This is a genomic window from Metapseudomonas resinovorans DSM 21078 (assembly GCF_000423545.1).
Classification (GTDB): Bacteria; Pseudomonadota; Gammaproteobacteria; order Pseudomonadales; family Pseudomonadaceae; genus Metapseudomonas; species Metapseudomonas resinovorans.
In genome coordinates, this window is the sequence record NZ_AUIE01000022.1 from 34,601 (window position 1) to 54,165 (window position 19,565).

The 19,565-nt window shown below is 65.6% G+C and carries 24 protein-coding genes and 1 riboswitch; of the genes, 10 read left to right on the forward strand and 14 right to left on the reverse strand.

The genetic code is table 11. The features are described from left to right. Both G559_RS0115955 and dxs read left to right on the forward strand, forming a co-directional pair. Positions 1–954 (forward strand): alpha/beta fold hydrolase, encoded by a 954-nt coding sequence (locus G559_RS0115955; RefSeq protein ID WP_028629195.1) that lies wholly within the window; start codon positions 1–3, stop codon positions 952–954. A 102-nt stretch (positions 955–1,056) separates the two neighbouring features. Further along, a complete protein-coding gene (dxs, locus tag G559_RS0115960) occupies positions 1,057–2,952 on the forward strand; it encodes a 1-deoxy-D-xylulose-5-phosphate synthase (RefSeq protein ID WP_028629196.1) in 1,896 nt (631 codons plus the stop codon). 110 nt (positions 2,953–3,062) lie between these two features. Here the strand turns inward: dxs and G559_RS0115965 are convergent, their stop codons facing one another. From G559_RS0115965 to nrdR, 13 genes are all read right to left on the reverse strand, one after another. Beyond that, complete coding sequence (locus G559_RS0115965) at positions 3,063–3,860, reverse strand: cobalamin-binding protein (protein WP_028629197.1); 798 nt, start codon at positions 3,858–3,860, stop codon at positions 3,063–3,065. Further along, positions 3,860–4,279, reverse strand: coding sequence for a hypothetical protein (locus G559_RS0115970; protein WP_028629198.1), 420 nt, complete (start codon positions 4,277–4,279; stop codon positions 3,860–3,862). Before G559_RS0115970 ends, G559_RS0115965 begins: the two co-directional genes overlap by 1 nt. Then, on the reverse strand, positions 4,276–4,890 hold the full coding sequence (gene ribA / locus G559_RS0115975) for a GTP cyclohydrolase II (protein WP_028629199.1): 615 nt from the start codon (positions 4,888–4,890) through the stop codon (positions 4,276–4,278). The genes G559_RS0115970 and ribA overlap by 4 nt, the downstream gene beginning before the upstream one ends. 108 nt (positions 4,891–4,998) lie before the next feature. Continuing rightward, a complete protein-coding gene (locus tag G559_RS0115980) occupies positions 4,999–5,670 on the reverse strand; it encodes a retropepsin-like aspartic protease family protein (protein WP_028629200.1) in 672 nt (223 codons plus the stop codon). Further along, entirely contained in the window at positions 5,657–6,412 is a 756-nt protein-coding gene (locus G559_RS0115985; protein WP_028629201.1) for a substrate-binding periplasmic protein, read from the reverse strand. The genes G559_RS0115980 and G559_RS0115985 overlap by 14 nt, the downstream gene beginning before the upstream one ends. A gap of 46 nt (positions 6,413–6,458) precedes the next feature. Further along, on the reverse strand, positions 6,459–6,959 hold the full coding sequence (locus G559_RS0115990; RefSeq protein ID WP_028629202.1) for a phosphatidylglycerophosphatase A family protein: 501 nt from the start codon (positions 6,957–6,959) through the stop codon (positions 6,459–6,461). After that, on the reverse strand, positions 6,952–7,920 hold the full coding sequence (gene thiL, locus G559_RS0115995) for a thiamine-phosphate kinase (protein ID WP_028629203.1): 969 nt from the start codon (positions 7,918–7,920) through the stop codon (positions 6,952–6,954). Before thiL ends, G559_RS0115990 begins: the two co-directional genes overlap by 8 nt. Positions 7,921–7,933: 13 nt before the next feature. After that, entirely contained in the window at positions 7,934–8,407 is a 474-nt protein-coding gene (gene nusB, locus G559_RS0116000) for a transcription antitermination factor NusB (protein WP_028629204.1), read from the reverse strand. Then, positions 8,404–8,880: a 6,7-dimethyl-8-ribityllumazine synthase gene (ribH, locus tag G559_RS0116005; RefSeq protein ID WP_028629205.1), complete on the reverse strand. Its 477-nt coding sequence runs from the start codon at positions 8,878–8,880 to the stop codon at positions 8,404–8,406. Before ribH ends, nusB begins: the two co-directional genes overlap by 4 nt. Positions 8,881–8,941: 61 nt before the next feature. Next, positions 8,942–10,036, reverse strand: a complete 1,095-nt coding sequence (gene ribBA, locus G559_RS0116010) for a bifunctional 3,4-dihydroxy-2-butanone-4-phosphate synthase/GTP cyclohydrolase II (RefSeq protein WP_028629206.1) — start codon at positions 10,034–10,036, stop codon at positions 8,942–8,944. A 17-nt stretch (positions 10,037–10,053) separates the two neighbouring features. Then, complete coding sequence (locus G559_RS0116015) at positions 10,054–10,716, reverse strand: riboflavin synthase (RefSeq protein ID WP_028629207.1); 663 nt, start codon at positions 10,714–10,716, stop codon at positions 10,054–10,056. 219 nt (positions 10,717–10,935) lie between these two features. Beyond that, positions 10,936–11,082: riboswitch (FMN riboswitch) on the reverse strand. A gap of 90 nt (positions 11,083–11,172) precedes the next feature. Continuing rightward, positions 11,173–12,279, reverse strand: a complete 1,107-nt coding sequence (gene ribD, locus G559_RS0116020; RefSeq protein WP_028629208.1) for a bifunctional diaminohydroxyphosphoribosylaminopyrimidine deaminase/5-amino-6-(5-phosphoribosylamino)uracil reductase RibD — start codon at positions 12,277–12,279, stop codon at positions 11,173–11,175. After that, entirely contained in the window at positions 12,279–12,743 is a 465-nt protein-coding gene (gene nrdR / locus G559_RS0116025) for a transcriptional regulator NrdR (RefSeq protein ID WP_028629209.1), read from the reverse strand. Before nrdR ends, ribD begins: the two co-directional genes overlap by 1 nt. Positions 12,744–12,856: 113 nt before the next feature. Between nrdR and G559_RS0116030 the strand changes: the two genes are divergently transcribed. The 3 genes from G559_RS0116030 (at position 12,857) to trxA (ending at position 15,071) form a co-directional block, all read left to right on the forward strand. Then, positions 12,857–13,282, forward strand: a complete 426-nt coding sequence (locus G559_RS0116030; protein WP_028629210.1) for a YbaY family lipoprotein — start codon at positions 12,857–12,859, stop codon at positions 13,280–13,282. Next, positions 13,279–13,932: a class I SAM-dependent methyltransferase gene (locus G559_RS0116035; RefSeq protein ID WP_028629211.1), complete on the forward strand. Its 654-nt coding sequence runs from the start codon at positions 13,279–13,281 to the stop codon at positions 13,930–13,932. The genes G559_RS0116030 and G559_RS0116035 overlap by 4 nt, the downstream gene beginning before the upstream one ends. 269 nt (positions 13,933–14,201) lie before the next feature. Continuing rightward, positions 14,202–15,071 (forward strand): thioredoxin, encoded by an 870-nt coding sequence (gene trxA, locus G559_RS0116040; protein WP_028629212.1) that lies wholly within the window; start codon positions 14,202–14,204, stop codon positions 15,069–15,071. Between the two features lie 119 nt (positions 15,072–15,190). Here the strand turns inward: trxA and G559_RS0116045 are convergent, their stop codons facing one another. Further along, on the reverse strand, positions 15,191–15,538 hold the full coding sequence (locus G559_RS0116045; protein WP_028629213.1) for a hypothetical protein: 348 nt from the start codon (positions 15,536–15,538) through the stop codon (positions 15,191–15,193). Positions 15,539–15,641: 103 nt separating this feature from the next. On the opposite strand from G559_RS0116045, the gene G559_RS0116050 reads away from it, so the two are divergent. The 5 genes from G559_RS0116050 (at position 15,642) to G559_RS0116070 (ending at position 19,563) form a co-directional block, all read left to right on the forward strand. Continuing rightward, entirely contained in the window at positions 15,642–16,214 is a 573-nt protein-coding gene (locus G559_RS0116050) for a DUF2796 domain-containing protein (RefSeq protein WP_028629214.1), read from the forward strand. 39 nt (positions 16,215–16,253) lie between these two features. Beyond that, positions 16,254–16,961 carry an ABC transporter ATP-binding protein gene (locus tag G559_RS0116055; protein WP_028629215.1) on the forward strand — a complete coding sequence of 236 codons (708 nt, stop codon included), beginning with the start codon at positions 16,254–16,256 and terminating at the stop codon, positions 16,959–16,961. Position 16,962: 1 nt separating this feature from the next. Further along, positions 16,963–18,225, forward strand: a complete 1,263-nt coding sequence (locus tag G559_RS0116060; protein ID WP_028629216.1) for an ABC transporter permease — start codon at positions 16,963–16,965, stop codon at positions 18,223–18,225. 7 nt (positions 18,226–18,232) lie between these two features. After that, the gene (locus tag G559_RS0116065; RefSeq protein ID WP_028629217.1) at positions 18,233–18,751 is read left to right on the forward strand and encodes a DUF3299 domain-containing protein; all 519 of its coding nucleotides are present in this window, start codon (positions 18,233–18,235) and stop codon (positions 18,749–18,751) included. A gap of 140 nt (positions 18,752–18,891) precedes the next feature. After that, positions 18,892–19,563 carry an OmpW/AlkL family protein gene (locus tag G559_RS0116070; RefSeq protein WP_028629218.1) on the forward strand — a complete coding sequence of 224 codons (672 nt, stop codon included), beginning with the start codon at positions 18,892–18,894 and terminating at the stop codon, positions 19,561–19,563. Positions 19,564–19,565: the final 2 nt, after the last annotated feature.

Genomic DNA, 19,565 nt, shown 5'->3' on the forward strand with positions numbered 1-19,565 from the left:
ATGCCCCCTCTCGAACACCGCCTGCTGCAGGTCAACGGCATCACCCTGAGCCTCTACATGGCCGGCCCGAGCGATGGCCGTCCCGTCTGGCTGCTGCATGGGTTTCCCGAGTGCTGGTACTCCTGGCGCCAGCAGATCGGACCGCTGGTCGCATCCGGCTACCGCGTCCTGGTGCCGGAAATGCGCGGCTACGGTCAGAGCAGCGCCCCCGAGGCCGTCGAGGACTATGCCTTGCTGACCCTCTGCGCCGACATCCAGGCCGCCATGGACAGCCTTGGGCAGGAAGACGCCTGCGTGGTCGGCCATGACTGGGGCGCCCCCGTGGCCTGGCACCTGGCCCTGCTTGAGCCGCAGCGCATTCGTGCCGTGGGCGCGCTTTCGGTGCCCTTCGGCGGTCGCCCGAAGCGGCCGGCCATCGAAATCATGCGCGAGGCCAACGCCGGGCGCTTCAACTACATCCTCTACTTCCAGGAACCGGGGGTGGCCGAAGCCGAACTGGACGCCGACCTGGACCGCAGCCTGCGCCTGCTGCTCAGTGACCTGGGCGACGCCCTGCTGCGCGACAAACCCGCCGATGCCCGCCTGCTGGACGGCCTCGACGCGTCACCGGCGCTGCCCGGCTGGTGCGACGCCGACGAGTTCGCCTTCTACCAGCGCACCCTGGCCGAACACGGCTTCCGTGGGCCACTGAACTGGTACCGCAACTTCACCCGCAACTGGCAGCAGACCGAGCACCTCGCAGGCCGGCAGGTCGAGCAACCCACGCTGTTCATGGTCGGCGACCATGACCCGGTGGCCCGGCTGGAGGCCTATACGCTCAAGCGCATGGCCGATCTGGTGCCACGCCTGGAACAGCATCGGTTGCCCGATTGCGGCCACTGGCTGCAGAACGAGCGACCGGCCGCGGTGAATGAGCGGTTGCTGGATTTCCTGGCGCGGCATTACCCGGCGTAATCAATCACACAAGGTGCTACGAACTGACTGACAGCACGTTTGGGCACTGACGAGTGCATCAGGTAAACTTGCCCATCTTTTTTACCTATAACGATTCGCCTGATGCCCACGACGTTCCACGAGATCCCCCGCGAACGCCCCGTCACGCCCCTGCTCGACCGCGCGGCGACGCCGGATCAACTGCGCCGGCTTGGCGAGGCGGAGCTGGAAACCCTGGCCGACGAACTGCGCCAGTACCTGCTCTATACCGTCGGCAAGACCGGCGGTCACTTCGGTGCCGGCCTGGGTGTGGTGGAGCTGACCATCGCCCTGCACTACGTCTACGACACACCCGACGACCGGCTGGTCTGGGACGTGGGCCACCAGGCTTATCCGCACAAGATCCTCACCGGGCGCCGCGAGCAGATGGGCACCCTGCGCCAGAAGGACGGTATCGCCGCCTTCCCGCGGCGCGTGGAAAGCGAGTACGACACCTTCGGCGTCGGTCACTCCAGCACCTCCATCAGCGCCGCCCTGGGCATGGCCATCGCCGCCCGCATGCAGGGTTCAAACCGCAAGTCGATCGCCGTGATAGGCGACGGCGCGCTGACCGCCGGCATGGCCTTCGAGGCGCTCAACCACGCGTCGGACGTGCAGGCCGACATGCTGGTGATCCTCAACGACAACGACATGTCGATCTCGCACAATGTCGGCGGCCTGTCGAACTACCTGGCGAAGATCCTCTCCAGCCGCACCTACGCCAGCATGCGCGAAGGCAGCAAGAAGGTGCTTTCGCGCCTGCCCGGCGCCTGGGAAATCGCGCGTCGCACCGAGGAATATGCCAAGGGCATGCTGGTTCCCGGCACGCTGTTCGAGGAGCTGGGCTGGAATTACATCGGCCCCATCGACGGCCACGACCTGCCCACCCTGGTCGCCACCCTGCGCAACATGCGCGACCTCAAGGGCCCGCAGTTCCTCCATGTGGTGACCAAGAAGGGCAAGGGTTTCGCCCCGGCGGAAGTCGATCCCATCGGCTACCACGCGATCACCAAACTGGAGCCGATCAAGGCCCCGGCCGCGCCGAAGAAACCGTCCGGCCCGAAATACTCCAGCGTGTTCGGCCAGTGGCTGTGCGACATGGCCGGGCAGGACCCGCGCCTAGTGGGCATCACCCCGGCGATGAAGGAAGGCTCCGACCTGGTGGCCTTCAGCGAGCGCTTCCCGGATCGTTACTTCGACGTGGCCATCGCCGAGCAGCACGCTGTGACCCTGGCGGCCGGCATGGCCTGCGACGGCGCCAAGCCGGTGGTGGCCATCTATTCCACCTTCCTCCAGCGCGGCTACGACCAACTGATCCACGACGTGGCCGTGCAGAACCTCGACGTGCTGTTCGCCATCGACCGCGCCGGCCTGGTGGGCGAAGACGGCCCGACCCACGCCGGCAGCTTCGATCTCTCCTACCTGCGCTGCATCCCCGGCATGCTGGTGATGACCCCTAGCGACGAGAACGAGCTGCGCCTGTTGCTGACTACCGGCTACCACTTCGAAGGCCCGGCCGCCGTGCGCTACCCGCGCGGCAGCGGTCCGAACGCCGCGATCGACCCGACCCTGGCGCCGGTGGAAATCGGCAAGGGCGTGGTACGTCGCACGGGTTCGAAAGTGGCGATGCTGGTATTCGGCGTGCAACTGGCCGAAGCCCTGCAAGTGGCGGAGAACCTGGACGCCACCGTGGTCGACATGCGCTTCGTCAAACCCCTGGACGAGGCGCTGGTCCGCGAGCTGGCCGGCAGCCATGAGCTGCTGGTGACCATCGAAGAAAACAGCGTGATGGGTGGTGCTGGCGCCGCCGTCAGCGAGTTCCTCGCCCGCGAGAACCTGGTCAAGCCCGTGCTGCACCTGGGCCTGCCGGATTACTACGTCGAACACGCCAAGCCGGCGGAAATGCTCGCCGAGTGCGGGCTGGACGCGGCGGGTATCGAGGCATCGGTGCGCAAGCGGCTGGCGCTGCTGGGCGTCTGAGCCCCCACTGCATGGGTTTCGCTTCGTTCTACCCATCCTACAAAGGCAGCCACCCAATGGCGCACCCGTAGGATGGGTTGAGGTACGAAACCCATCATCTCCCTCTGTATCTACCTTGCAGTCTCCAGCAGGCGGCAAAGCTTCTCGGTCGCACCCAGCATCTGGAAACTCGGCCGCTCCAGCCCCCGGTCCGGCACTGGCCAGACTTGCTTGCTCTTCACCGCCGCCAATTGCGGCCAGGACGCCCAGGCGCTGGCCTGGCCCGGCTCGCTCACCAGGATCACCGTCGGATTGCGCTGCAGCACGGCCTCGACGCCCACCTGTGGCGCCGGCAGCGGGAGGTCGGCGAAGACGTTCCGCGCACCGCAGACCTTCAGGGCATCGCTGACGATCTGCTTGCCGCCGAGGGTGTAGAGCGGCGTGTCCCACACCTGGTAGAAGACCCTCAGCGGGGCCTCACGGTGATAGCGCTGGCGCAATTCCGCCAGGCCTGTTTCGAAGCGCGCGGCCAACTGGCGGCCCTGGTCGGCCCGACCGATTCGCTCGCCGATCTCGATGAACGAGTGCGCCAATTGCTCCAGATTCCGGGGCTCTACGACCAACTGGGGAATCGAGAGCCTTTTCAGCTGTTCGCGCCCAGCGGCGCCGACGCTGTCGGGCCACAGCAACACCAGGTCAGGCTTGAGGCTGAGCAGGCTTTCCGCCTGCAGTTGGCCGTATCGGCCCACCGATGGCAGACCCGCAAGGGCCGCTGGACGATCACCGCCGTCGAGCACGCCCACCAGCAGGTCGCCGGCGCCGAGGTCGAGCATGGTTTCCGTGAGGGAAGGCGCCAGGCTGACCACCCGCAGCTGTGCCGTGGCGGGTAGGGCCAGGCACAACAGCAGGAAGGTGAGCAGTCGGCGCATCAGCCGAGCTGGCGGGGAATTCGGTAGAGGTAGAGCAGCACCAGGCTGCTCAGGGCGAGGAGGATCAGCGCCACTGCATTGAGGCCGACCAGCACCGCCAGGGCGGCGATCCAGGCTGGCAAGCCGGCGGCAAGGAACGCCTTGCCACGACGGCGAGCCAGCTCTTGCCAGGCGCCCGGCTCTTCGGCACGGCCAAGAGCAGCTTCGGTCGCAACCAGCGCGCGTTTGTACGCGGAAAACAGCGGCAGGCTGAGGAACATGGACGCTAGCGCTGCAATGAACAGCGGCATCTGCAGCACCGGCAGCACCGGTTCGCCGTCACCGAACAGGTAACTCATGATGAGCAGCGGCACCAGGGTGTAGCCCAGCTGGCGCCACCAGGCCAGGGCCAGCCGGCGACGGACGTCCTTGCGGGTCACGACTCGGCTTCCGCCTGATGCAGGTTGCCGAGCATGTGCCCGAGCTTGCCGGCCTTGGTAGCCAGGTACTTGCGGTTGTGCTTGTTCAGCCCGGTCTGCAGCGGTACGCGCTCGGCCACGTTGAGGCCGTAGCTCTCCAGCGCCTTGACCTTGCGTGGGTTGTTGGTCATCAGCTTGATGGCGCAGACGCCCAGGTGCTCCAGCATCGGCTGGCACATCGCATAATCCCGCTGATCGGCACCGAAGCCCAGGCGTTCGTTGGCCTCAACGGTATCAGCGCCGCCGTCTTGCAGTTCATAGGCGCGGATCTTGTTCAGCAGGCCGATGCCACGACCTTCCTGACGCAGGTACAGCAGCACGCCGCAGCCGGCTTCGGCGATGGCACTCAGGGCCGCTTCGAGCTGGAAGCCGCAATCGCAACGCAAGCTGAACAGGGCGTCACCGGTGAGGCACTCGGAATGCAGGCGGCCCAGGACGGGTTCGCCGCTGGCCACATCGCCCAAGGTCAGAGCAACGTGTTCCTTACCACTGGCCTCATCGAGAAAGCCGTGCATGGTGAACACGCCGAAAGGAGTGGGCAGTTGGGAGGCGGCGACAAAAACGACAGACACCGGAGAACTCCTGGAAATTGGCAAGGCCGGCATTGTAACAGCAGCACTAACCGGCAGGTCAGATTGAATAGTTGGGGATAAGTATCGAATGGCTCGAAGGAAGCGCCCTTAGAATTTCGACTCCAGCAGAAGAACGCCCTGCTCTTCGCGCCAGCGCACGCGGTTGAGGAAACTCATGCCCAGCAGCACTTCCACCGGCGCCTCGCCCTCGATCACCGCACCTTCCACGCCCAGCACTTCGAGGCTGCCGACCTTGATGCTGTCGAACTTCACCCGCCAGGCATTGACCGTACCGCCGGCGGTGCTGGCCTTCATCGGCAGCCCCTTCACCCGGTAGTCGATACCCAGGCGACGGGCCTGGCTCTCGTTCATGGCGACGCTGGTGGCGCCAGTGTCCACCAGGAACTGCACCGGATGACCCTCGATGGAGCCCGCCACCTGATAATGCCCATTGTTGCCACGGGCGACGCTCAGCTGGGCCTTTTGCGGCGCGGCCGGAGTGCCGGGCGCGGCGGAGCTGCCGGCCTGGTTGTATTCGCGGGAAAGGCCGTAGCTGCGCTCGACGCCGTCGACGCGCAGCACAGCTCCCTTGCTGTCGGCACTGATTACCTGAACGCCACCCGGGCCCGTTTGCCCCACTTTCACCAGCTTGCGCTGGCCGTCGACGTTGAGTACCGCTGCTCCGGGGAAGAGGCCGACCACTTGCACCTGGGTAGCGGCCGCGAGTAGCGGAGCGAACGCCAGCAGGAAGGCGACGAATCGCAAGTCAGGGCGCGACATGGGGTTTCTCCAGTTCCTTGTCGAAGGAGTAAGGCTGCTTCCAGCGTTTGAACAACGGTTTCAGCTCGCCGCTGGCGACCAGGGCGCTCATGCGTCGGTCGAAGACATCCGCCAGATGACGGCCGCGCGCTGTGTTGGCGAAGCCCAGGTAGAGCGGCAGGCGCACCAGCGGGGTAATCCGAAAGCGGCCGCGGTCGGTAGCGCTTTCCAGCACATCGTCCACCTCGGTGCGGGCATCGATGTAGAAGTCCACATGACCCTGTTCAAGCATCGAGAGGATGCCGCTGCGCCGCTGGATCTCCTTGAAGTGCTTCAGGTTCGGCAGGTAGTCCTGGTAGTCGTAGCCACGAATCCAGGCCAGGCGGTACTGCCCGAGGGTGGCCAAGGTGGGGACCGGAGTGGATTTCAGCGAGAGCGCGCTGACCTGGTCGGCGTCGTAGTGCCAGCGCGGGTACCAGGCGTCCTTGACCTCGTTGCGGTAGGAACCGACCCAGGCATCCGCCTCGCCGCGCTGCACCAGGCCGATGGAGCGGGTATAGGGCATGGAGCGGATCTTCAGTTGGATGCCTTCGGGTTCATAGACCCGGCGCAGGATGTCCCAGCCGAGCCCGGTGCCGTTGGCCTCGGTGTGCTCGGGCCAGACTTCGCTGGCGAGATGGATTTCGTTGGCCGGGAACGGCTCGGCCCAGGCTGCGGGCAGCAACAGGCAACCGATCAGGACCTTCAGTATCCAACTCCGCATCACACTGCCCTCCACCCACCCATCCCCGCCGCAGGTCCTACCAAGACTAGGCCAGACCCCAGATGATGAGCTGCATCGCCAGCCAGGCGAAGACCCCGGCCAGCACATCGTCGAGCATGATCCCCACGCCACCGTGGACATGGCGGTCGATCCAGCGGATTGGCCAGGGTTTGAGGATGTCCATCACACGGAACACCAGGAAACCCAGCAGTAACCATTGCCAGCCCTCGGGCACCAGCCAGAGGGTGACCCACATGCCGACCATCTCGTCCCAGACGATGCCTTCATGGTCATGCACGCGCAGATCGTGGGCCACCTTGCCGCACAGCCAGAAGCCGAACAGCATGGTCAGCCCCAGCATCAGCCAGTAACCCCAGTCCGGCAGCATCTGCCAGAGCGGAATGAAGGGTAGCGCTACCAGCGACCCCCAGGTGCCCGGGGCCTTGGGCAAGGTACCCGAGCCAAAGCCGAAGGCGATGAAATGCCAGGGGTTGCTCCATACCGAATGAGGGATGGGTTGCGGCGTGGCCGATTCGCGATCAGTCACCTTGACTCCCGAAATGTTGATAACCCAGTGCCGGCGGCTTTACTTCGACGCCGGCGGCGTCCAGCAGGTGCACGCCCTGCCCGGCGTCCACCCGGCCGATCACGGCCACGTCCGGCCAGTCCGCCTGGACGGCGTCCAGCTCGCTGGCAGGCAGGGTAAAGGCCAGGCGGTAATCATCGCCACCGGCTAGCGCACAGTTGAGGGCGAATTCCCTGGAAAAGAGTCCTTCCAGGGCCGAAGACAGCGGTAGCCGCGAAGCTTCGATCAGCAGCGCTACGCCCGAGGCGGTAGCGATATGACCGCAATCGGCAAGCAGACCGTCGGAGATATCCAGCGCCGCCGTGGCCCGGCCGCGCAGCGCCTGGCCCAGGGCCAGTTGCGGTTGCGGCGCCCAGTAGCGCTGCAGCAGGTAGTCCGCCTGCACGCCGCTGTCCTGCCGCTCGCCCAGCACCAGCGGTAGAGCGCCTGCACCATCGCCCAGGCTGCCCCCCACGCACAGCAGGTCGCCGGGACGCGCACCGGCGCGGGTCAGGGCCAAGCCAGCGGGCAGACGACCGAACACGGTCAGGGTCAGGCTCAGCGGACCACGGGTGGTATCGCCGCCCACCAGGCCGATCCCGCAGCCGCTCGCCATGGCGCATAGACCACGGGCGAACCCCTCCAGCCAGTCGGCTCGGGCGTCGGGCAGGGTCAGGGCGAGGGTGAACGCGACGGGCGTGGCGCCCATGGCCGCCAGGTCGCTGGCGGAAACCGCCAAGGCGCGCTGGCCAAGAAGGAAGGGGTCGGCGCCTTGCGGGAAATGCACGCCGGCCACCAGGGTATCGGTGGAAATCGCCAGCTGCTCACCAGGCGGCAGTTGCAGCAGCGCACAGTCGTCGCCGATGCCAAGGGCAATACCTTCGCCTCCGGCCGCGCAAGCGGCAGAGGCGAAGAAACGGCGGATCAGCTCGAACTCACCCACGCGACGGCTGCAATCAGCGCTTGCCGCCGCGGACTTCGGCGGCGCGCAGGCGCGGCGCCAGCTTGTCCAGCACGCCGTTGACGAACTTGTGCCCGTCGGTGGCGCCGAACACCTTGGCCAGCTCGATACCTTCGTTGATCACCACGCGGTACGGCACATCCACGCGGTTCATCAGCTCGTAGGTGGACAGGCGCAGGATCGCCAGCTCAACCGGGTCCACTTCCTCGAGGGCACGGTCCAGGCAGGGCAGGAAGGCCGCATCGATCTCGGTCTTCTGGCGCGGTACGCCGTGGAGAATCTCGTGGAAATAGGCGCCGTCTACCGTGCTGAAATCGTTGTCGACGCGGAACTGCGCCTCGATTTCGTTGAGCGGCTGACCCGCGATGTGCCAGGAGTAGAGCGCCTGCATCGCCAGGCTGCGGGCCTGGCGACGGGCTGCGATCTTGCCTTTCGGTGCCTTGGGCGCCGAACCGTCTGCGTTGCTCACTTGGCCTCCAGGGCAGCCAGCAGGCTGACCATTTCCAGGGCGGACAGAGCGGCTTCAGCACCCTTGTTGCCGGCCTTGGTGCCGGAGCGTTCGATAGCCTGCTCGATGGAGTCGACGGTCAGCACGCCGAAGGCGACCGGCACGCCGAATTCCATGGAAACCTGGGCCAGGCCCTTGGTGCATTCGCCGGCGACGTATTCGAAGTGCGGGGTGCCGCCACGAATGACCGCGCCGAGGGCGATGATGGCGGAGTACTCGCCTTGCTGGGCGACCTTCTGGGCCACCAGCGGGATCTCGAATGCACCGGGCGCGCGAATGAGGGTGATGTCGTCTTCGCTGACGCCATGGCGTACCAGCGCGTCTACGGCGCCGCTCACCAGGCTTTCCACGACGAAGCTGTTGAAACGGCCGACCACCAGGGCATAGCGGCCTTTGGGGGCGATGAAGGTACCTTCGATGGTCTTCAGGGACATGGGCGAGTTCTCGTCAATTAAAGAGCGAGGGCCCCGGCCTTGATGGCCAGAGCCCTACGGGTCATTCAGCGGGCAGGTATTCTACAACTTCCAGGTCGAAGCCGGATATCGCGTTGAACTTCATCGGCGAGCTCATCAGGCGCATCTTGCGCACCCCGAGGTCGCGGAGAATCTGCGAGCCGGCACCCACGGTGCTGTAGGTGGTCGGGTTGGTGACCTTGGTTTCGGCGCCCATTTGGCGCTCGAGGTGGGCCAGCAACTGCGGACCGGTGAGCGGGGTGCCGAGCAGCAGCACGACGCCGCTGCCAGCGGCAGCCACTTCCTTCATCGCGGCGCGCAGGCTCCAGCGGCCCGCCTGGTTGACCATGAACAGATCGCGCAGCGGGTCCATGTTGTGCACCCGCACCAGGGTCGGCTCTTCCGGGCAGATCTTGCCCAGGGTCAGGGCCATGTGCACGTCGCCTTCCACGGAGTCGCGGTAGGTCACCAGGTTGAAATGGCCCAGCTCGCTGTCCAGCGGCTGCTCGGCGATGCGCTCGACGGTGCGCTCGTGGATCAGGCGGTAGTGAATGAGGTCAGCGATGGTGCCGATCTTGATACCGTGCTCGGCGGCGAAGGCCTCGAGTTCGGGGCGACGGGACATGGTGCCGTCGTCGTTCATGATTTCGCAGATCACGCCGCTCGGCTCGAAGCCAGCCATGCGCGACAGGTCACAGGCCGCTTCGGTGTGGCCGGCACGCGCCAGCACGCCGCCCGGCTGGGCCATGAGCGGGAAGATGTGACCGGGGCTGACGATGTCGTCGGCCTTGGCACCCTTGGCGGCCGCCACCTGCACGGTGCGCGCACGGTCGGCGGCGGAGATGCCGGTGGTGACACCTTCGGCGGCCTCGATGGAGACGGTGAACTTGGTGCCGAAGCCGGAACCGTTGCGCGGCGCCATCAGCGGCAGCTTCAGCAGCTCGCAGCGCTCACGGGTCATCGGCATGCAGATCAGGCCACGGGCGAAGCGGGCCATGAAGTTGATGTGTTCGGCCTGCACGCACTCGGAGGCCATGATCAGGTCGCCTTCGTTCTCGCGATCCTCGTCATCCATGAGGATGACCATCTTGCCCTGGCGGATGTCTTCGATCAGTTCGTCGATGCTGTTGAGAGCCATGGGCCCTCCTTATGAATTCAGTGTTTGAGGTAGCCGTGTTCGGCGAGGAAGCTTTCGGTCAGGCCGGAGGACTGGGGCTCGGCGGCCTTGTCGCCCAGCAGCAGGCGTTCCAGGTAGCGGGCCAGCAGGTCGACCTCCAGGTTGACGCGGCGCCCCGGTCGGTAGTCGACCATGATGGTCTCGGCCAGGGTGTGCGGGACGATGGTCAGCTCGAACTCCGCGCCGTTCACCGAATTCACCGTCAGGCTGGTGCCGTCGACGGTGATCGAACCCTTGAGGGCAATGTATTTGGCCAGGTCGCGCGGTGCGCGGATGCGGAATTGCACGGCGCGGGCGTTGTCTTCCCGCGCCACGACTTCGCCGATACCGTCGACATGGCCGCTGACCAGGTGGCCACCGAGGCGGCTGGTGGGGGTCAGGGCCTTCTCCAGGTTGACCGGGCTGCCGGGTTTCAGGTCGTCGAAGGCGGTGCGGGCCAGGGTCTCGCGGCTGACATCGGCCCAGAAGCCGTTGCCCGGCAGTTCCACGGCGGTGAGGCAGACACCGTTGACCGCGATACTGTCACCGAGCTTCACGTCACCGAGATCCAGCTTGCCGGTTTCCACCAGGACGCGGACGTCGCCGCCCTTGGGCGTGATCGCACGGACGGTGCCGATGGCTTCGATTATGCCGGTGAACATGGGACCTCCAGAACTTGCAGCAGGCCGGTGAAAACCGGCGAAAGACGCATTATAGGCGCCCGCCCCTCACCCGCGTGCGGACGATCCGCCGGCGCCGGAAGGATATGGGCTGTTGCATGTGACATCGATGGAACTCCTGTTTCGTGAAAAACAGGGCGTATCGGATCGAAAGGGATCTGGCGGGCGCAGGCACGAACGTACCCCAGCCCAGGCAGGCTATCCCGTTCTCTCTTCATCCGGACTATTACCGTCGGCCCCGGAATCACACCGGGTCTGCTGACCCTGCCAGTGGCAGGCGCTCGCGGGCTATGCACATTCAGCGCAATTACCGCCGGTGGGGACTTGCACCCCGCCCTGAGAACGTTTCAGCCAGTCAATGAAACTGGCTGGCAGGCGTTTTATCACAGTCGTGGCGAACTTGCATCGGCTGTCGTGGGCATGCTGGCGCGTGCGAAATCAGGCAGCGGGACGGGGAACCGCGATGACTCGCCAGTCGTCACCCACGGCGCGCATTTCGACGATCTTCAGCTCTTGGGCTTCGGCCATCCGCGCCAACGGCCAGTCCAGCAACGGGCGGGCGCTGGAGCCGAGGAACTTGGCGGCGATGAAAATCTGGTACTCATCCACCAGCCCGGCACGGGCAAAGGCCCCAGCCAAGCGCGGACCGGCCTCTACCAGGACTTCGTTGACGCCACGGTCGGCCAGCTCTTGCAGCAACCGGCGCAGGTCGACATGGCCATCGGCGCCGGGCATGGCCAGCAGTTCGTGGCCAGGACTGACTTCGCGGACATCGCCGGCGGTGGCCACCAGCGCCGGACCCGCCTGGAAAAAGGGCGCCGACAGCGGCACCCGCAAACGTCCGTCCACCAGCACCCGCAGCGGCGGGCGACTGACGGCCAGGGCAGTGAGTTCAGGGTCGAGGCCCAACTCTTCGGCACGCACGGTAAGACGCGCGGCGTCGGTGAGCACGGTATCGGCTCCGGTCAGCACCACACTGGCGCTGGCGCGCAGGCGCTGCACGGCCGAACGGGCTTCCGGGCCGGTGATCCACTGGCTTTCGCCGCTGGCCATGGCGGTGCGGCCGTCCAGGCTCATGGCGAGCTTCACCCGCACGAACGGCAGGCCCTGTTCCATGCGCTTGATGAAGCCGGTGTTCAATGCCCGCGCTTCGGCCTCAAGCACGCCACTGCTGACCGCAATGCCGGCATCCGCCAGGCGTTTCAAGCCACGGCCGGCGACCTGGGGATTGGGGTCCTGCATGGCCGCCACCACGCGCCCCACTCCGGCAGCTACCAGCGCATCGGCGCAGGGCGGCGTGCGGCCGTGGTGACTGCAGGGTTCGAGGGTGACATAGGCGGTCGCGCCGCGGGCCAGCTCACCGGCCTGGCGCAAGGCGTGGACTTCGGCGTGGGGTTCGCCGGCACGGACGTGCCAGCCTTCGCCGACGATCTGGCCATCGCGAACGATGACGCAGCCGACGCGCGGATTGGGGTGGGTGGAGTAGATACCTTTGCGCGCCAGCTCCAGGGCGCGGGCCATATAGGCCTGATCGTTACCGGCCATCACTCTTTCGACGGCTCGCGGGCCAGGCGCTCGATTTCCTCGCGGAACTCGTTGAGGTCCTGGAAGCGGCGATAGACCGAGGCGAAGCGGATATAGGCAACTTCGTCGAGTTTCTGCAGTTCAAGCATCACCAGCTCACCCAGCACCCGCGACTTCACCTCGCGTTCGCCGGTGGCGCGCAGTTTGTGCTTGATATGGGCGATGGCTGCCTCAAGACGCTCTACGCTTACTGGACGCTTTTCCAGCGCGCGCTGCATGCCAGCTCGCAGCTTGTCTTCGTCGAAAGGCTGGCGGCTGCCGTCCTGTTTGATCAGGCGGGGCATCACCAGTTCGGCAGTCTCGAAGGTAGTGAAACGCTCCTCACAGTTCAGGCACTCGCGGCGACGGCGCACCTGGTCGCCCTCGGCTACCAGCCGTGAATCAATGACCTTGGTGTCGTGTGCGCCGCAAAAGGGACAGTGCATGGCGTTCGTGGGGGCATCGGTAGAAAAGGGGGTCCATGGTAGCGCATCCCCGGGGCAAGACAAGCCGACGGCTTTGCGATATAAGGCCCGCGCATTCAGATCAGGAAGCCCAGATGCGTCCACTCCTTCCCTTGCTCCTGGCCACCCTGCTAGCGGCATGTGCCAGTGAAAAACCCGCCCCGGAACTGCCCACCCCGGCGCCGCAGCCCAAGGTGGAGGCCACGCCTGCCCACATGCGCGAACTCAGCGGTGTGTTACAGGCGCCGCCCGCCGGCAGCGAGGTGGAACTGGCGCTGATGTCGATCGATTCCCGCGACCGCCCGCAACGCCTGCTCGGCAGCCTGGTGTTGAATGGCAATGGCGGCCCCCTGCCCTTCCGCCTGCTGTTCAACCCGGGGTCCTTTCCCCGCGGTGAGCGCGTGGAGCTGCGCGGCCGCGTCAGCCTGTCCGGACAGTTGATCCTCAAGATGCAGCCGCGCCTCATCCTGCAGCCTGAAAGCCAATCCCTCGGCCCTCTGCAGATGGTGCCGGTACCATGAACGCCCCGGAATCGCTACAGCAGGCGCTGACCCAACTGCTGGGCGACGCCAGCCTCAGTGCGGAAACCCTGCCCGGCACCGATCTCAAGCTCTGGCTCATCGACGCCAACAACATGGACCGCGCCTTCAGCCCCGAAGAGACCCGGCGCATCCTCGAAGAACCGCCTTACTGGTGCTTCTGCTGGGCCAGCGGCCTGGCCCTGGCACGCTGGCTGGCCGAGAAGCCCGAGTGGGTAGCCGGCAAGCGCGTGCTGGACTTCGGCGCAGGCTCCGGCGTTGCCGCCATTGCCGCCGCCAAGGCCGGCGCCGCCGAAGTGGTCGCCTGCGACCTCGACCCACTGGCCCTGGAAGCCTGTCGCGCCAACGCCTCCCTTAACGGAGTAGAGCTGAGCTACTCGGCGGATTTCTTTCAGGAAGAAGACCGCTTCGACCTGATCATCGTCGCCGACGTGCTCTACGACCGCGCCAACCTGCCCCTGCTCGACCACTTCCTCACGCGCGGCCGCCAGGCTCTGGTGGCCGACTCACGGGTCCGCGACTTCCAGCACCCGCTCTACACGCGCCTCGCCATTCTGGACGCCTGCACCTGGCCGGACCTGGCCGAGCCGGCGGAATTCCGCAATGTGAGCCTGTATCACGCGATTCGGTAAGGCAGAGCACCTTGGCGGGGGAGACGTCGTGGGGGCGAATTCATTCGCCAAGGAGCGCACAGCGCTCCCTCGTATCGCTCCGGCTGGGTATGAGATCGTCCCGACCTGGCTCGGAGTCGGGGCACCCCTGCGGGGTGCTTGGCGAATAAATTCGCCCCCACAGGTGAAGCAGGCCGTGCCATCTGCAAGCTCCGAGCTCGTGCAGGCATATTCATCCCCCGCCGCCGGCCTTATGATTCGCCCATCCTTTCGCGCTTTCGAGAGCCCAGATGAGCGACATTCCCTACATCTTCGATACCACCGGCGCCGACTTCGACCAGGCGGTGATCCAGAACTCCTTCCACAAGCCCGTGCTGGTGGATTTCTGGGCCGACTGGTGCGCCCCCTGCAAAGCGCTGATGCCGCTTCTCGCGCAGATCGCCGAGTCTTACCAGGGCGAACTGCTGCTGGCCAAGGTCAATTGCGATATCGAGCAGGACATCGTCATGCGCTTCGGCATCCGCAGCCTGCCGACCGTGGTGCTGTTCAAGGACGGCCAGCCGGTGGACGGCTTCGCCGGCGCGCAGCCGGAATCAGCCATCCGCGCCATGCTCGAACCCCACGTACAGATGCCGGCTACGCCCCAGGGCAATCTGCTGGACGCCGCCCAGGCCGCGTTCAATGAAGGCCGCATCAGCGAAGCCGAGAACCTGCTGAAGCAGTTGCTGACCGACGACAACACCAACGCCGCCGGCCTGATCCTCTATGCCCGCTGCCTCGCCGAGCGCGGCGAACTGGGCGAAGCGGAAACCGTGCTCAACGCGGTGAAGAGCGACGAGCACAAGCAGGCCCTCGCCGGCGCCCGTGCCCAGCTGACCTTCCTCCGCCAGGCCGCCTACCTGCCGGAAGTGGCCGACCTGAAATCACGCCTGGCACAGGATGCCGGCGACGACGAGGCGGTCTACCAATTGGCGATCCAGCAACTCTCCCGCCAGCAGTACGAGCCGGCGCTGGACAGCCTGCTCAAGCTCTTCGTGCGCAACCGCAGCTATTGCGAAGGTTTGCCCCACAAGACCTTGCTGCAGGTGTTCGACCTGCTGGGCAACGACCACCCGCTGGTCACTACCTACCGCCGCAAGCTCTACAACGCGATTTACTGATCAAGCATCCGTAGGTTGGCGCAGAGCGCAGCGAAGCCCAACGAGCAGAGTTCGACTCTGCTCGCTGCGCTTCGTGAAACTCGGCCCAACCTGCAAGGGCAGCTCGGCGCATCGACTGCTCACCCCTTCCAGATATAAAGGGGTGCATCCTTCCCTGCTTCCATATCTACCTGGTCACAGTGGCGCAGGCGCACCAGCAGGCGCTTGCCCGCCGCCACGCCGCCGGCCAGCGCTTCCAGTTCCGCCAACAGGCGCGGCCCCTCCATCTGCCCGGCCTCGCGCAGAAGTTGCTGGGCGGTATCCCAAAGGGCGTCATTGTGCTGGCCGCTCGAAGCCTTCGCCGCCATCGGAGCCTGGGCCATCACGTCGGGCGACAGGCGGCTGGCCAACTGGTCCCAGTCTTTGGCATCCATTTCCACCGTCAGGTCCACCGGCCAGTTGCCGATCTGTCCGCGTATGCGCAGCATGTCCAACTCCTCCAGAAACGAATACGCAATGCTCCCACGGCGCTGGCGGGCTGCCTACATTTGTTATAACGTAACGAGAAATTTCCCATCCCGGAGACCCTCCATGCGCCGCCTGCTGCTTGCCCTGCCCTTTGCCTTGCTGCCCCTGGCCGTCGCCCAGGCCCAGCCCCATGAACACGAGCATGACCACGAGCAAGGCAGCCTCAGCGCCCACGAGCACGGCGTGGCGCAATTGAACGCCGCGCTGGACGGCAAGACTCTGGAGCTGGAGCTGGAAAGCCCTGCGATGAACCTGGTCGGCTTCGAGCACGCAGCCAAGAGCGACGCGGACAAGGCCAAGGTCGCCGCCGCCCGTGCCGAACTGGACAAGCCCCTGGAGCTCTTCGCCCTCCCCGCAGCGGCCGGTTGCAAGGTCGCATCCAAGGAACTGGAAAGCCCGCTGTTCGGTGATGATCACGATCACGACGACCACGCCAAGGGCCATGACCAGGAACACAGCGAAATCCACGCCCACTATCGGTTCGACTGCGCAAGCCCCGAGCAGTTGAAGTCGCTCGACCTGGCAGAGCTGTTCAAGCGCTTCCCCGCGACCGAGAAAATTCAGGTACAACTGATCGGCCCGAACGGCCAGCAAGGCGCGGAACTCTCCAGGTCCAGCACCAGCCTGAGCTTCTAACTTCTCCTGAACCGACCGGGGCAACCCGGTCGTTTTCCCATGAGCCAGACACTGATCGAACTCCAGGGGCTGGGCTTTGCCTGGCCCGGCCACCCGGAACTGCTGGATATTCCCGAGTTCCGCCTGCAACGGGGTGAAAGCCTCTTCCTCAAGGGCCCCAGCGGCAGCGGCAAGACCACCTTGCTCGGCCTGCTCGGTGGCGTGCAGAAGCCCGGCCGCGGCAGCATCCGCTTGCTCGGCCAGGATTTGGCGAAGCTTTCCGCGAGCGCCCGCGACCACTTTCGCGTGGACCACACCGGCTATATCTTCCAGCAGTTCAACCTGTTGCCCTTCCTCTCGGTGCGGGAGAACGTCGAACTGCCCTGCCGCTTCTCGCGCCTGCGCGCCGAGCGTGCCCGTCAGCGCCACGGCAGCGTCGATTCAGCCGCCGCCACCCTGCTGCGTCACCTCGGTCTAAAGGAGGAGTTGCTGCAACGCCGCGCCGACGCCCTCTCCATCGGCCAGCAACAACGCGTAGCCGCCGCCCGTGCCCTGATCGGCCAACCGGAACTGGTGATCGCCGACGAACCCACCTCGGCCCTGGACGCGGACGCCCGCGAAGCTTTTCTCAAGCTGCTGTTCGCCGAATGCGCTGGAGCGGGCGCCAGCCTGTTGTTTGTCAGCCATGACCAGAGCCTGGCGCCGCTGTTCGATCGCAGCCTGTCGCTGGCGGACCTGAACCACGCCGCGCGCATCGAGGAGAACTGAGATGTATCTGCTGCGCCTGGCCCTGGCCAGTCTCGCCAACCGTCGTTTCACGGCACTGCTGACGGTCTTCGCCATCGCCCTTTCGGTCTGCCTGTTGCTGGCCGTGGAGCGCGTGCGCACTGAAGCCCGCGCCAGCTTTGCCAGCACCATCAGCGGCACCGACCTGATCGTCGGTGCCCGCTCCGGCTCGGTGAACCTGCTGCTCTATTCCGTGTTCCGCATCGGCAACGCCACCAACAACATCCGCTGGGACAGTTTCGAAGCCATCAGCCAGGACAAACGGGTGAAGTGGGCCATCCCCATCTCCCTCGGCGACTCCCACCGCGGCTACCGGGTGATGGGTACCAGCGCCGCCTACTTCGAGCATTACCAATATGGGCGTGGCCGGCCGCTTCAGTTGGCCGAGGGCAAGCCCTTCGCCGATATGTTCGACGTGGTGCTCGGCGCCGAGGTGGCCGACGCCCTGCGTTACAAACTGGGAGACAAGTTGGTACTCGCCCATGGCGTCAGCACCGTCAGCCTGGTGCAACATGACGACAAGCCCTTCACCGTGGTTGGCATCCTTGCCCGCACCGGCACTCCGGTTGATCGCACCCTGCACATTTCCCTGGCGGGCATGGAAGCGCTGCATGTGGACTGGCAAAACGGCGTACCCGCGCGCGGCGCCGGCAAGGTCAACGCCAATCAGGCGCGAGCCATGGACCTGCAGCCCAAGGCCATCACCGCCTTCATGCTTGGCCTGAACAGCAAGATCGCCACCTTCGCCCTGCAACGACAGATCAACGAATACCGTGGCGAGCCGCTGCTGGCGATCCTGCCCGGCGTGGCCCTGCAGGAGCTCTGGAGCCTGATGGGTACAGCGGAGAAGGCGCTCTTCGTCGTCTCGCTGTTCGTCGTGCTCACCGGCCTGATCGGCATGCTCACCGCCATCCTCACCAGCCTCAACGAGCGCCGCCGGGAAATGGCCATCCTGCGCTCGGTGGGTGCGCGGCCCTGGCACATCGGCAGCCTGCTGGTGCTGGAAGCCTTCTCCCTGGCCATGGCCGGCGCGGTACTGGGCGTGGGCCTGCTTTATCTCGGCATCGGCCTCAGCCAAGGCTACGTGCAGGCCAACTATGGCCTCTACCTTCCACTCGCTCTTCCAAACCCCTATGAGTGGACGCTGCTCGGCGCTATTCTGGCCGCCGCCCTGTTGATGGGCGTGGTGCCAGCCTGGCGTGCCTATCGGCAGTCGCTGGCCGACGGTCTGTCCATTCGCCTGTGAGAGTTCCATGACGCGCATCCTGCTGGCCCTGTTGCTGACCCTTTCTTCCCCGCTCTGGGCCGGCGAGGCGCGCGAACTCACCTGGGCCGAGATGATCCCCGAAGGCGCTCCGCCGCCCGCGCCGCCAGCGCCCATCCACGATCTCTCGCAACTGTCCGATGCCCTCAGCGCCGAGGCCGGCCCTGCCGCCAGCCAGCAATCGCCGGCGGCCCCGGTGGTCAAGGAGCTGGACGGTCAGGACGTGAAGCTGCCGGGCTACATCGTGCCGCTGGATGTGACCGAGGAAGGCCGCGTCACCGAGTTCCTCCTGGTGCCTTACTTCGGCGCCTGCATCCATGTGCCGCCGCCGCCGTCGAACCAGATCGTCCATGTGACGAGCGAACTCGGTGTGCTGATGGACGCGCTTTACCAGCCCTTCTGGATCGAAGGCCCGTTGCAAGTGAAGGCCAGCAGCAGCGAGCTGGCCGAAGCCGGCTACCAGATGGATGCGAGCAAGATCTACCCGTACGAATCCCCCAGCAACTGACCTCCAATGCATGAAGGCCCGGTCAAGCCGGGCCTTTTCGTATCGACCCTCGGTGACATTGCTCTGGATCAAGATACGAAGCTTGCTAATTACTGAAACTGGCTCCAGCCAAACACACTTAGAACCAACTGGAGCCTTCCATGCGCAAGCATCTTCTCACCGCCTCCCTGCTCGCCCTCGCCATCGCGTCGCCCCTGGCCCAGGCCCACAAGGCCGGCGATGTGATCATTCGCGCCGGCGCCGCCACCGTAAGCCCGAACGAAGACAGCTCCGCCCTGTCGATCGCCGGGGGCAAGGTCGGTGGCACCAAAGCCACCCTGGACAGCGACACCCAACTGGGCCTGACCGGCACCTACATGCTCACCGACCATGTCGGCCTGGAACTGCTTGCTGCTACCCCGTTCCAGCATGAAGTAGGCGTGAAGGGCCTTGGTGCGCTGGATGGCAAGCTGGCCGACATCAAGCAGCTGCCGCCGACCCTGAGCCTCCAGTACTACCCGATGGCCCCTGGCTCCGCCTTCCAGCCCTATGTCGGCGCCGGTATCAACTACACCCTGTTCTTCGACGAAAGCCTGACCGGCCAGCGCAAGGGCCAGGGCTTCAGCAACCTGGACCTGGACGACTCCTGGGGCCTGGCTGCACAGGTCGGCATGGACTACATGCTGACTGACAACATCCTGCTGAACGCCGCCGTCTGGTACATCGATATCGACACCCAGGCCACAACCGACCTGGCCGGTGTGGGCAAGGTCAAAGTCGACGTGGACGTCGACCCGTGGGTCTACATGGTGGGTGTCGGCTACAAGTTCTAAGC